15 protein-coding genes are annotated in these 13,559 nt (G+C 31.0%); 2 read left to right on the top strand and 13 right to left on the bottom strand.

Annotation, left to right across the window (positions count from 1 at the left end):
• From AC1Q8L_RS16335 to AC1Q8L_RS16385, 11 genes are all read right to left on the bottom strand, one after another.
• Positions 1 to 447 (bottom strand): GNAT family N-acetyltransferase, encoded by a 447-nt coding sequence (locus tag AC1Q8L_RS16335; RefSeq protein WP_000651687.1) that lies wholly within the window; start codon positions 445 to 447, stop codon positions 1 to 3.
• Between the two features lie 335 nt (positions 448 to 782).
• Positions 783 to 1,487: an alpha/beta hydrolase gene (locus AC1Q8L_RS16340; protein WP_000594614.1), complete on the bottom strand. Its 705-nt coding sequence runs from the start codon at positions 1,485 to 1,487 to the stop codon at positions 783 to 785.
• A gap of 55 nt (positions 1,488 to 1,542) precedes the next feature.
• Positions 1,543 to 2,202 (bottom strand): HAD family hydrolase, encoded by a 660-nt coding sequence (locus AC1Q8L_RS16345; protein ID WP_098311776.1) that lies wholly within the window; start codon positions 2,200 to 2,202, stop codon positions 1,543 to 1,545.
• Positions 2,203 to 2,204: 2 nt separating this feature from the next.
• Positions 2,205 to 2,918, bottom strand: a complete 714-nt coding sequence (locus AC1Q8L_RS16350) for a 5'-methylthioadenosine/adenosylhomocysteine nucleosidase (RefSeq protein WP_001079715.1) — start codon at positions 2,916 to 2,918, stop codon at positions 2,205 to 2,207.
• Between the two features lie 20 nt (positions 2,919 to 2,938).
• Positions 2,939 to 3,937: a phosphotransferase gene (locus AC1Q8L_RS16355; protein WP_086387411.1), complete on the bottom strand. Its 999-nt coding sequence runs from the start codon at positions 3,935 to 3,937 to the stop codon at positions 2,939 to 2,941.
• A 15-nt stretch (positions 3,938 to 3,952) separates the two neighbouring features.
• Complete coding sequence (locus AC1Q8L_RS16360) at positions 3,953 to 4,705, bottom strand: WecB/TagA/CpsF family glycosyltransferase (protein ID WP_000372650.1); 753 nt, start codon at positions 4,703 to 4,705, stop codon at positions 3,953 to 3,955.
• A 12-nt stretch (positions 4,706 to 4,717) separates the two neighbouring features.
• Complete coding sequence (locus AC1Q8L_RS16365) at positions 4,718 to 6,301, bottom strand: M3 family metallopeptidase (RefSeq protein ID WP_001155360.1); 1,584 nt, start codon at positions 6,299 to 6,301, stop codon at positions 4,718 to 4,720.
• A gap of 290 nt (positions 6,302 to 6,591) precedes the next feature.
• Complete coding sequence (locus AC1Q8L_RS16370) at positions 6,592 to 7,452, bottom strand: DegV family protein (RefSeq protein WP_000538280.1); 861 nt, start codon at positions 7,450 to 7,452, stop codon at positions 6,592 to 6,594.
• A 474-nt stretch (positions 7,453 to 7,926) separates the two neighbouring features.
• Positions 7,927 to 8,379 carry a spore coat protein gene (locus AC1Q8L_RS16375; RefSeq protein WP_000361677.1) on the bottom strand — a complete coding sequence of 151 codons (453 nt, stop codon included), beginning with the start codon at positions 8,377 to 8,379 and terminating at the stop codon, positions 7,927 to 7,929.
• Positions 8,380 to 8,393: 14 nt separating this feature from the next.
• Positions 8,394 to 8,594 (bottom strand): spore coat protein W, encoded by a 201-nt coding sequence (locus AC1Q8L_RS16380; protein ID WP_000342253.1) that lies wholly within the window; start codon positions 8,592 to 8,594, stop codon positions 8,394 to 8,396.
• A 367-nt stretch (positions 8,595 to 8,961) separates the two neighbouring features.
• The gene (locus AC1Q8L_RS16385) at positions 8,962 to 9,489 is read right to left on the bottom strand and encodes a spore coat protein (RefSeq protein ID WP_492339470.1); all 528 of its coding nucleotides are present in this window, start codon (positions 9,487 to 9,489) and stop codon (positions 8,962 to 8,964) included.
• A gap of 849 nt (positions 9,490 to 10,338) precedes the next feature.
• On the opposite strand from AC1Q8L_RS16385, the gene AC1Q8L_RS16390 reads away from it, so the two are divergent.
• Complete coding sequence (locus AC1Q8L_RS16390) at positions 10,339 to 10,770, top strand: GNAT family N-acetyltransferase (RefSeq protein ID WP_000027160.1); 432 nt, start codon at positions 10,339 to 10,341, stop codon at positions 10,768 to 10,770.
• Between the two features lie 402 nt (positions 10,771 to 11,172).
• Here AC1Q8L_RS16390 and AC1Q8L_RS16395 read toward each other — a convergent pair whose 3' ends face one another.
• Both AC1Q8L_RS16395 and AC1Q8L_RS16400 read right to left on the bottom strand, forming a co-directional pair.
• Complete coding sequence (locus tag AC1Q8L_RS16395) at positions 11,173 to 11,943, bottom strand: GNAT family N-acetyltransferase (RefSeq protein WP_086387412.1); 771 nt, start codon at positions 11,941 to 11,943, stop codon at positions 11,173 to 11,175.
• Between the two features lie 256 nt (positions 11,944 to 12,199).
• The gene (locus AC1Q8L_RS16400; RefSeq protein WP_086387413.1) at positions 12,200 to 12,979 is read right to left on the bottom strand and encodes a BC_2878 family exosporium-associated protein; all 780 of its coding nucleotides are present in this window, start codon (positions 12,977 to 12,979) and stop codon (positions 12,200 to 12,202) included.
• Between the two features lie 252 nt (positions 12,980 to 13,231).
• Between AC1Q8L_RS16400 and AC1Q8L_RS16405 the strand changes: the two genes are divergently transcribed.
• A complete protein-coding gene (locus AC1Q8L_RS16405) occupies positions 13,232 to 13,552 on the top strand; it encodes a hypothetical protein (protein WP_001062742.1) in 321 nt (106 codons plus the stop codon).
• Positions 13,553 to 13,559: the final 7 nt, after the last annotated feature.

Here is a 13,559-nt window from a genome sequence, read left to right on the forward strand (position 1 = left end):
CTATAATAGTTTGTAGTGACTCGATCCCTTATATAATCCCCCTTTTACAAATCCATTCGCAGTATAAAACACATCCCCTTGCTTCGTGTCAGTATGTAAAACAATCACTTCAAAATACTTTTCCGCATGACATAATAGTTGGTTTAATAATAAGTTCCCTAACCCTAAACGCCGATAATCCCTTGAAATATAAAATCTCCTTAACCGCCCAATCTTATTGTCTTTTGTGTACGGATCCTCATTTAAACCTCCAACTCCAATTAACATATCACCTTGAAAAATACCATATAAACATTCTCCAGTTTTATTGAATGTATTTATTTCGTTTTTATATTCACTTATTAGCCTTATCAGGAAATTAAAACCTTCTTCTTCACTGTCTTGAACGAGATGACTGAATTCATATCCCATTAAATTTTCTATTTGTTGAATATGTATATCTTTCAAGTCCATTCCCCCTAAGTACGAAAATATATAAAATGCTCGAGAATCATTTATTCTGAGCATTTTTATGGTTGTTACTTTATGTAATTTATAGCGTGCGTATTCTTCACTTCATATCTAAACCGATAATACAGTTGATTAATTTTATTATGAAAATATAAGAGCCTTGCTACAATCTAGTGTGTGATAAGGCTCTTTAAAGTTGTTTAATTCTTATCGAATTAAAGCATGTGTTTGTTTAAGTGTATACATTCACCATTTATAAATTCTCTCAAATATACTATAAGTTTATATATTTCTCATTCTTCTCTAACAGGTTCAAAATAAATTGTAATTTGTTAATCGATATGTTTGTGTAACCACTGTTCAAATATCTTTAACTGTTCTTCAGTATGAAAGTAATGTTCACCCGTCTCCATAACTTCTAATTCACAACGATGTTTTTTTGTAAAATAGTTAATAGTTTCAAATTCGCACAGTTCATCCTTGGCTCCGTACATAATATATGTATCTATATTCCATATATTAATAGGATGTTCTTTTACATAGCATAAATAATCCCAATATAACTTTTGACCAATAGGTGTCTCTATAATCATTTCTTTTTGCAAAAGCTCTGGTGTTACATTAAACCATTTCATCATATTTTCGATAATTCGTTCCATATTAACTACTGGTGATAAAAATAATGCCTTTTCTACCACATCATTTTGATAAGCTAAAAGGCTAAAATACGCTCCCATACTACATGCAAACACGTTTATTTCTTTCCAATGTTCTTTTGCATAATTCATAATTATAGATAATTCACTAACACAAATCTGTACTTTGCAAGGAGTATTATCATCTTTTCTTTCTCCATGCTCAGGTAAATCAAAGCTTAATACTTGATAACCTTTTTGTTTGGCTTCTTCAGCTAATATTTGAATAATTGTATCTTCCTTATTTGACATATTTCCATGTACTGCAATAAAAATTTTATCACTCTTATCTCCCCATAAAGCCGCAGGAATATTACTAATTTTAAAATTATTTTTAATCATATTCCCTCCATAAACTAAGACATATAGGACTTGGCAAAAAACGCACACACTTTATTTACCTCTGTACAACAGGTAATATCCCCTTCAACTCCATTAAATCATCTATTACTACATCAGCCTGAGCAAGTTCATCTTCTTGCGCAAAATCAAAATTACACCCAATTGCAAGTAAACCGTTGTCTTTCGCTGCATTTATATCAGATAGCCGGTCACCAACTACCGCTGCCTCTTTTATATCATATTTGTTCATAATACTTTTAACTAAGTCACCTTTATTTAGCGATTGTATTTGTTCAATACTAAACGTTTCAATCACCCACTTGTCTAAAGCATAATAAGTTACGATTGCTCGTAAATATTCTTTCGAACCATTACTAGCAATGTAAATGGAACAATTATTTTCTTTTATATATGTAAATATTTCTTTTACATTTGGATATAAAGCGCCTTTTCCGCTTTTTATGTTTTCAATAAGTCTATCTAAAAAATATGCATCTGTTTGTTCTCTTATTTCAATAGAATGGTCTGGTAATAAAGCTTCCCAAACTTTCGGTAACGGCACACCCATAATTTCTCTATATTTATCAATTGGTGTTACTGTATCCCATAATTGTAATGATCTTAAGTGATCAAAAGTATCATCTAATGATAATTCTAAAATTTTATCTGTTTGAAATAACGTACCATCCATATCAAAAATTAATGCTTGTAACATTCCTATCTCTCCTTTTGGACTATGGTTTTACCAGATATATTTTTAAGCATCTCAATAATAATTTCTGAGCAATAATTCGCAGCAGTTTTCGCGAAGTCATCATAAGAAATTTGAGCTTCATCATCTGCGCTGTCAGAAATACATCTTATAATGAGAAACGGTATATCATTTATATAGGCAACATGTCCAATTGCTGCCCCTTCCATTTCTGTACAATGAGGTGCGTATTCGTCTATTAATTTCGCCTTTAACTTTGAATCTTCAACAAAACATTCACCGCTGACAATTCTTCCTTCATGAACTGCAATCTGTAAACTACTACTAATACAAGCTTTACGTGCTAACTCTACCAATTCCTTACTTGCAATAAATTCCTCTTGGAACGGAAATAAGTTTTTCATTTGAGTTTTACTTACATCATGATGAGTAACATTCGTTGAAATAACTATATCGCCGACTTTTACATCTGAATGTAATCCGCCAGCAACGCCCGTATTAATGATAGAGTCTACATCAAATTTATGAATTAATGTTTGCGCGCATGCAGCTGCATTTACTTTCCCTACACCAGAACGTGTAATAATTACTTCTATTCCCATGAATTCTCCAATATAAAAAGGCATTCCCGCTATTGTCTGTTCCTCTTGTATAACTAGTTTTTCTAAAAGTAAATCTATTTCAATTTGCATTGCTCCAATAATGCCGATTCTGTTCATGTATGTAGTCTCCTCTTTATTTATAAGTCGGCCAATATATTATGTAATACACCATAATTTTCAGCTATCCAATTCATTTCATCTGCAAAGCGTGAAGGTGGTACACTATGCTGATCCATATTGGCATGGATCCACCAAGTACTCTCCATGTACCAAAGCATTTGAATTGCCCGAACAATATTCCCTACTGGAAAGTCTACTTCATTTCGGTACCCTTCTAAAAATGATGCAACAATACTCTTATTTAATACTCCGTCACTTAATGCGCACGATATAACTACACGGCCAATATCTAACTCTACATAATCGTAATCCATGCGATCAAAATCAAGAATCACTGATACTTTATCATTAAGAAACAAGAAATTATCTACCCATAAATCACGGTGCACCCATCCCCGTTGGCTATTATGAAATTGTTCTGTATTTACCAATTGTGTTGCTTCTTGCTGTAATTTTATATAAGAGAGAATGTGCTCTTTTCCTAGCTTCTCTACTTCTCTCATTTTTTCTTCCCAATGTTTCAATCTCGCCTCTTTAGTAGGTGGAACAAATTTAGGATTTTCTCCTTTTATTAAAGAGCCATCATTTAACAAGTTATGCATATAACCTATCGTCTGACCAAGAGAGTGAATTTCCTTTTGATTCACTTTTCCTGGTGAAACTAAGCTACCTTCCTTATGTTCTAATACTATAAATCTTTCATCACTTTTTGATATATGCATTACATTATTTTTATAAATTAATACCCTTGGACAACTTACACCATTATTATGTAATCTTTGCTGTTGTTGTAATGCTTGTATTAAAAGGTCTGAGTTATACATTTTGTACCGTTCTTGATTATATTGCTTTAATACAAAATCCCCTGCATCCGTTTCGAGTTTCCACTTCAAATTTAGCCAACCACGATGAATAGGTATTGCATTTCGAATTTTAAATTCAAATAAAGTTTCACATTCTACTTTCAGCTCTTGAAAAATCATTGTAGCTTTTTCATTAGATAACGGCTCTATCATCTTACTTGTCCTTTCTTAGCTTGGCATTCCTTTCACTCTCTCTAACATAACCGACAATAAAAATTTCGGAAGTACAAGTTGCCTCTTCAATCTTTTCGGCTGTGAGAGTAACCTATACAGCCATTCAGTTCCAGTATCCCTCATCATTTTCGGTGCTCTTTTTACAGTACCAGATACTATATCAATCATGCCTCCGATACCAATAGATAGCGGAACGTTTAATGTTTGTATGTTTTCATAGATGAACTCTTCTTGTTTTGGTGAACCTAGTCCTACGAGTAGTAAATGCGGCTTGAATTGCTTAATTTTTATTTTTATTTTTTCTATTTCTTCACCATTTACAAATCCATGCTGTCCTTTAAACTGTGCTCCTGGGAACTGCTCATTTAATTTTTCTAATGCCTTTTTATTACTTTCTGGAGCGGCTCCAAAAAGAAAGACACGATATTCATTGTCGTTACAATATTTTATTAAATCGTGAGTTAAATCCGCCCCAGTAACACGTTCTTTCAAAGTTCCTTTTAATATTTTCGAGCCAATTATGACACCAATCCCGTCCGCTGTTATTAAATCCGCAGATAGTAACATCTTTTTAAACTGCTTTGATTTTTCCGTATTTTCCTTTGCAGACATAACAATTTCAGGATTTGCAGTTACTACAAACCTTGGTTTCTCTTGTTGTTCATGTATCCAACCTTTTAATAAACTTATAGCTTTTGCATATTCTAAAGTTGAAAAAGGTATACCTTTTATAAACTGTTGATCCACTATACTCTCCCCTTACATAAGCTGCAAATATTCATCAATGTCTTTAGAAATTTGAATAAAAGCCTTATTCCAAAATTCATAATTTCTTATATCTATTTCAAAATATTTTTTCATAAGCTCCTCTACTGGAGCCTTTCCTGTTTCTCTTAAAAACTCTTTATATTTCGGATGAAAAGTACTTTTACTTTCTTGAGCTATTTCTAATAAACTAAAACTTACTAAATATCCAAATGTGTATGGATAATTGTAAAAAGGAACATCTGCTATATAAAATTGAATATATTTCATCCATACAAACGGCTGGTATTCACTTAAAGAATTTCCATATGCTTCTTTTTGTGCCATTATAGATAATTTCTCAATTTCATCAGCACTTAATGGACCCTCTTTACATTTTTCATAAAATGTTTTTTCAAACTGATACGATGCTCGTATTGCCATTACATAATTAAAACTATTTCTTATTTTCCAGCTAAGCAATGCCTTTTTCATATCTTTACTATCAGTTGTTTCAATTAGATAATTTAAGAGTACCGTTTCAAAGAAAATAGATGCTGATTCAGCCGTACTCATCGGCAAATAATCATCTAAAAAAGATGTAGATTGTTCAAAACTCATATTATAAAAATGCCAAGCATGTCCTAATTCATGAGCGAGCACTCTTACACTATCTATACTCCCATCATAACGCATGGAGATTCTCGATTCTTTCTCACTGAAAAATGGAGCACAAAACCCACCTGGTGGTTTATTCTCTCTCGGTTCAGCATTTATCCATCCACTTTCTATCGCATTACGTGCAAATACTGCTAATTCTTCATCAATATTCTTACATGCATCATAAACGTTTTGTACTGCTACTGAAAAAGGAATAGTAACCTCATTACTTTCCTTTACTGTCATAAGTTCATGCCATGTAATCGAAGCTTTCCCTTTCTTATACACGCTTAAAGCACTTACTAATTTATCAAGGTTTTCTTCTGTCACATTCCACATTTGTAATAATACAGTTTCTGAAATGCCATTCGCATGAAAAGATTGTGTTAAAATCTCTCTATCTTCTATTTCATTACTCTTTATATTACGTAATCTCCCTATTTGATTTAATACAGTAGCAAAGATTTCTTTTTCTTTATTTAATGCATTTGTAAGTAACTCGAATAATTCTAATCTTTCCTTTTCATTATCACTATTCATTGCAATGTTATTTGCTTGTCCAAATGATAATTGTTTGTTATTGTGCGCTATTTCTATCCTATCCCGTAATTGTATGTACATATTTTCCCACGCATTAAGTTCATCTTTTATTAACTTAGTATTATCTGAAGTTTCCACTTCATTATGTTTTATTACTTGCTGTACTTCACTTTTTAGTTCCTTCACTTTCACAGTCAATTTAGTAAGGTCAGATGAAACACTTTCTTCAACCGATTGACAGTACAAATAGTATTCTGCTTTTTCAATAACTTGTATAAGCTTTGAAAGAATCTCTACATCTTTTGTTACAAAATATTGCTCTTTCAACTCCAAAATCGGAAATAGAATATCCTCATTCAAATACAGTCGATTTAAATCCCATCTAGCAATTTCTTGCATTTTTATAGCCGCCTCCTATTTTTACAAATAGTTACAGATATTTCTCCCTACACAATTATATATGAAATGACAAAATTTCGATATCATTAAATATTCAGATTCCTATAAATACATTCTTATTTATACTCTTTTCTTCTACCATTAAGTATCATTCCACATATAAAAAATACTCCCTCTACAAGATTGCATTTGATATAGGAAAACTTCAAAGGTTTTATCTTCATCAATACCATAACGACCGATTATCACAGATTAAAAAATAAAAAAGGATTGATCAAAAGATCAATCCTTTACTCTACTTCATTTAAGAAAAATAACGTTATAACGCCAGGTCCTGTATGTGCTCCGATTGCTGCACCAATTGTATTTACGATAAATACTTCACAGCCAAATCTTTCCGTAATTAATGCTTTTAATGCTTCAGCTGTTTCTAAATCGTCACCGTGAGTCATACCGATTGTTTGACCTTTAAGGTCTTTACCACGCTCTTCCATAATATCAACAATACGGCTTAATACTTTCTTTTTTCCTCGTACCTTTTCAAGTGGTACAAGTTTTCCTTCTTCCACGTTTAAGATCGGCTTAATGTTTAGTAAACCACCGATAAAACCAGCTACTTTACTTAAACGTCCACCTCTAACAAGGTACTGTAAGTCAGCTACAGTGAAGATGTGCTCCATATGGTTCATTAGAAAAGCGACACGGTTTAAAATATCTTCTTTTGATGCGCCATCTTTTGCCATTTTAGCAGCTTCTAAAACGACAAGACCTTGACCAAGCGAAGCACATTTCGTATCAATAATTTCTAAATCTAAATCTACATATGTTTCTTTTACTTCCTCTTTAATGACAACTGATGATTGATATGTACCAGACAGTTCAGATGAAAAAGCTAAATATATACAAGGATTACCTTCTTTTGCATAAGAAACAAATTTTTCTTGGAAAGTTTCAAGTGAAGGCAATGACGTTCTATAAACAGCGCCTTCTCTCATTTTTTGCAATAATGTAACTGACTCTAATGTTACTCCATCTAAATACTCTGTTTCTGCTTCATCATATACACGGAGTGGAATTAAATCAATATCATATGCTTGCAGCAATTCTACTGGTAAATCCGCCGCACTATCCGTAATGATTTTAACACCCATTTTTAAACCTCTATTCTGTTATAAATATAAAATAATAAAATAAAAATAGTACTTTTAAATTATATACGTAAAACTTAAATGAAGAAAGGAAAACACTTTATATTGTATGCACTATTCTTCAAAACTTGAACTATTAATGAAAATGATTCTATTTTAAACACCTTTTTCTTATTATTTTTCTATAACACGAATAATTTTATAAGTATTTTGTATCATTATATTTTGATTCTTTATCTTAATATAATCTTTTCAAATTCATACTGTTTAAAATTTAAAAGCCAAATCCAATAAAGGAAATGGCTTTTAAATTTTCATAAAATAACCAAAATTTATTTTCCATCACATTGTTCTCATTATTATTTTGGCGATGTTAAATATTAGTCCAGTTATGATTAATATTTATAGCCTGTACTATAATTAAAACAGTGAATATTCACCTGTAAGAATCACTAGATAAAAAACAAGTTAAACATTTTATAAAATATTTAATTTTACTAGTAAAGCTAATAAAATTTGGAGAAGAATTTGAACATTTACTGCTATGTCTGTATCCGTAGTCGTAACTGTAACATTTCTAGAATTTCTAATAACAGTTTCTTGTTTATTAATTTGTTTAATAGATGATTTTTGAAACAATTCTTGTGCTACACGGTCAGCTTTTTCACTGTCTGCTATAGAAACACTTATTATAACCACAATAGCTGCTTGTAATGCTGCTTGAATAGATAAAGCAGCTTTTGTATCTGTAGTAGTAACTTCTACATCTGCTGAATCTACAATTGTAATAGATTCTTCAGAAATTTGGTACGTTTTACTTTCTTGCGCAGCTGCTTCTGAAACGCTAGCATTTTTAAAAGACGGATGAGGATTTGAGGAATCTAATGCACTCCACTTTTTATTTTCATCTGAATGACATGTTTTGTCCATACGTTCACCCCCTTTCAATCTAAATAATTATTAACTTGTGATTGTATTTCAGAAACAATACTTTTAATTTGCTGCTTTTTTTCTGGTGATAAATTTTTTAGTTTTTCTTCATTGATTCCATGCCTATTAAAAATATCTGAGAGTAAAAGGTCTATAATTATATTCTTTTGATCCTTATCAAACTTAAAGGAAGAAAATTTATTTAAATCATCCATTTACAATGTTCACTCCTATCAGTTTCCTATAAAAATTTCAAATAACTACCAGCATTATATGCATTTAAATAAAAATTGCTTGGACAAGTAACTTAATCTTCTATTTTCACTTCTTTTTACTAATAAAATCAAAAAGCTGTCTTCTAATACGAAGACAGCCTTCCTTTACTTCACATATATAAGTTTTATTCAATGTTAAATTATAAGTTCACCTTTGTTATTGTGTAGTTTTCCACACTTAATTTCCCATTAATCTTGAATATTAATTCAGTCATAATGAGAAGTCCAAGCTTGTACCACATATTACAACAAAAAAATATTTACTTAGAGTGAACCCTTATAGCTAAATATAAATGGGATAGACACTTTATAAAATATTTAATTTAACTAGTAACGCTAATAAAATTTGAAGGAGAATTTGAATATTCACTGCAATATCTGTATCAGTAGTTGTTACGGTTACGTTTCTGGAATTTTTAATAAATGTTTTTTGTCTATTAATTTGTTTAATAGATGATTTTTGAAACAATTCTTGTGTTATTTTATCTGCCTTTTCACTATCTGCTATAGAAATACTTACCACAACCACAATAGCTGCTTGTAATGCAGCTTGGATAGATAGCGCAGCTTTTGTATCTGTAGTAGTAACTTGTACATCTGCTGAATCTACTATTTCAATATATTCCTCAGAAATTTGATCGATTTCATCTGTTTGTATAGCTTTTTCTAAAAAATTTGCATTTTTACTAAATGAATAATAATTTAATGATTCGCAATCTTCTTTTTTTGATTCGCAGTCCTCTTTTTTTGGCTCAGGAACTCGTTTTTTCGGCTCAAACTCCCGGTTTAATGGATCCCGATTTTTCTTTCGTCTACAAATTTCACATTCACACATAAAATCACCCCTTTTAGTCTTAAAAATTAGCAATATTAAAATATTGACTAACTAATAGCATTTTATGTATTTTTTTAAAATTTGTTTGGACAAGTAACTTAATCTTCTACTTCTTTTTCTAATAAAAAAAGCTGCCTTCTAATAAGAAGACAACTTTCTTTGTGACTACTCTAGAATAGATTTCATACAATATAATTGTTCCTTCCTTATAACCTGAGTTCGTCACTTTAGTTATAAAAATGTGGGTATATCCTATAACCTTTTTTAGGGATCATCCATAATTTATTTCATAAAAAGTGCTTTGTTTTACTGAAAGGTGGTTGCGGAAACAACCGCCTTTTTATTCGGAACAAAATAAAACTTTTATATAAAAGGCCCATAATTAAATACACTAAACTTCATATGATATATTGCATCCTTTCTTTTTAGAATGAGTAGTCGTTACTGAAGGGCACTTTTCGAAGTGCTCTTATCTTTAATCTCCCTCTTTTTCAGGAAGAGTTTTTTACTAAATCCTAATATGATTTGTATCAATAAGACTGGCGATTACCACATTTCCTTAATAGCTTCAATGAATACAGTAGCTACTAATTAAAACACCCCTATGATTTTCTCTACACTTAAACAATCGTGCGTTATCGAACACATGAACTATTTTTTATTTTGACTATGTAACACTAAATTCACAAGATTATTATCCTATGTTTGGTGAAGCCTACATTTCAATGCCAGCAATCCCAAACTTTTAACTAATAACTTAAACAAATGTGCTATCTCAAGGTTCTTTTGATATAGTATGTTATGTTCTATATAATGAAGAGAGTGCTAGTATTTCCAAGGAGGATGTATATGAGTATTCAATTGGCCACATCTAACGATTTAGAATGGGTTAATAATCAATATGACTCAATAGGATTTGTAAGAAGTGATTTAAAGAGAGATAAAGTTGCAATTATTACATATAACAATGAGTATGCAGGTGTTGGACGATTAGTCCAAATAGATGCAGATACTTTAGAAATGGGTGGAATTTTTATTCTGCCTCAATTTAGAGGGCTACAATTAGCTGGTGAGCTTGTTTCATTTTTAGTGGAAACTGCGAGAAAATCACAAATACAAGATGTATATTGTCTTCCTTTTGAGGAATTAGAAAACTTTTATAAGAAATATGGCTATACTGAAGTCGATACTACGAAAGAAGCAGTCCATCCAATTATTATAAAAAAATATAATTGGTGTTTGGAGAACTACGAAAAACACGTTCTACTATTTAAATTGTAAATGTAATAAAGCGAAACTTTAATCAGTGGGGGTTTTACTGCCCGTTAATGCGGGATAACAAAGTATATTCTCAATCGTTTTTCTATTAGTACTCCTAATCGGAACCTAAGGATTAATTAAAGATATTTTATCTCTCCTTTTATAAATGGCTGATTAAAACTTAATGTTCCGTCAATACTATAGGTAACATGATTGTATTTCTCCATTCTCCCTTGGAGAGGAGCAGTAAGCTTTTGCTAGCTGCTCTTTTATTTTTTCAAAAAGTCACATAAATATCTTTAATTCCAAACATTCAAAAGATAAAATGTGATAAGATTGTTATGAAGATATTTACCAACTAATAAATGCGCCCTAGACTTACGTACTAGGGCGCATTTATTTTTTAGTATGTAATTCCTTCACTCATCTATTATCCACAAAATAAGTATCATACGCTTTATCAAAAACATATCCTAACTTTTCTGCTAGGTTAGCAGATGTAGTATTCGCTGCGTCCCAGTTTGGATACTTTCCATTTTCTAAGCAATCCAATATAAGAACTGCACTAACTACAGTTGCCAAACCTTTTCTTCTATGATTGTGATCAGTCGCAACTTCAATTTCAATTCCATCATTATAAATACTATACGAGGATGCACCGCATACAACTTCTCCGTTATATAAAATGCTATAACCTATACCACGGTTTATATAATCTTCTACCGACTGAAATTGACTTGTAAAATCTTCGGAGATCTTATGTAATGTAGGGCTATTTGCGATATGCTCATCTATTCTTTTTAACTCATATCCTTTTGGAAGTGTTGATATAAAAGATTGTAATTTTGAACGATTAAAAACTTCTGGATTTCGTTTGAATTTATAACGTAAAAACTTATCTATTTTTCTTTCATGGAATGTTTCTAGGCGTTGTTTCCACTCTTCACTATTTACGATAACTAAAATTCTTTCTGGAATATTACGTAATAACTCTTCTGTTTCTTGCACATTTGGGTCTCCAGCGTAAAATGTGAAAATTCCTACCGTAACTTGTGCTACTGTTGGATTTTCAAGATCATTTACCCAAGCAGTACCCATATGTCCTTGTAAATAAGAAAGTAAAACAACGTTATTGAAATCATCAAACATAGAAACTAGTTTTTTTCTTGTACGTATATTCGCTTCATATATCATTTACATTCCCGCCTTCTTTAAAATCAATCGTATTCTAAATATTTAAGATTCAATATATATAATTTTTCAATAAACCACTTACCATATAAGCAAACACCTATTAAACTAAAATTTTATATAATTATAAATTATTCACAAATATAAAATTATTATAACATCTAATAAAAAAAGAGTATCTCACTTTTTAAACTTTAGAATATACATCGTGTATGTATAAACCCTCAACATAATGTATGAGGATTTATCAAAAAATGCGTTATAACCCCTTCTTAGAAATAAAAGATTCCGTCTCACCGTTCTTATATACCTTAGTCAATTTAACAACCGATTTGTACGTGTTATCGTCATCCTTTATCATTTTTTTCAGCTCTTCTATTTCGATATTACCAGTTCCACTCTCTACTTTTAAACAATTTGAAATGTTTAAGTATCCACTAGATGCGAAAAGAATAATGAATGTAATATCAGGAAAATTAATGAATAGTATTCCAAACTTCAAAGGGTTCGCAGCAGTATCCGATAAAACTAATCGAAAATCTAACAGTTCAGGTACTTGAACAAAATCCTTAGAAACAATTGCTTCACCTACGATTGCAACTTGCTTTACTATATTCCCAAGTTCATCTGTAAATTCAGTACATATAGGTGCATCAATTGTTTTCGCTTGTAAAGATAAATTTAATTCTGGATCATGAAAATCGAAAAAGATTGTGCTCTCCTCTGTTAAACATTGCGGGCACACATTTCCTAGCAAGCTAAAGTCCTCTTCAATATATTTAACTTTCGATTTGCAACTACAAACTTTTCCTATTCGGATTGCATCAATTTTTGAGCAATCTACAAATATAACCTCACTGTCTTCTTGTACAAATGATACAATCCCTTTCATCACATTAAACGAAAGAAAATAGGATACAACGATTTCGTTTCCTGCTATTACAATACTTTCAACTTTAGTATACGGTTCTAGACTTTGTAAAAATTCACATATACTATTTTGGCAACATCCACAATCACGTTTCGGCTCACAATCCACTTACACTCCATCCCTTCTTTATATAGAATAGCTAATACATATATATGAAAGGAAAACAAAAAAGCTTGGACAATATAACTTTAACGTAGGAATATCGTTACCTATTCATAATATTAGTAAGGGAATTACACCAATAATGAGTAATAACACATAATTTTTACTATAAATACATATAACAATTTCATCTTTCATGAAAAAAACGTTATAATGAAGTGTAGCCTCTACGATTACGTTATAAAGGAGATTAAAACAATGGCTAAAATTAAAGTATACCAAGTAAAAGAAGAAAATATGGAAGCAGTAAAAAACATCATTGATGTTGAGGAACAAAACCCAACTGCTGAAAACTTACAAAATCTATACGCATGTGTATTAGAAACTGAAGATATGGCATTGCCTGAATCATACATTGAAGAAGATATCTTAATTGATTCTATGGAAGTTATGGTTAACGCTTCTCAAAGCAAAGTAAGAGACTTAGGTGCATACGATGTAATCGAAGTTCAAAACAAAGGTAAGAAAACACAAATTTTATTACTTGCAGACGAAGAATACGAAATTATCGAAGGCTAATCTAACA

Source organism: Bacillus sp. GW823-FHT06A11, assembly GCF_058795355.1.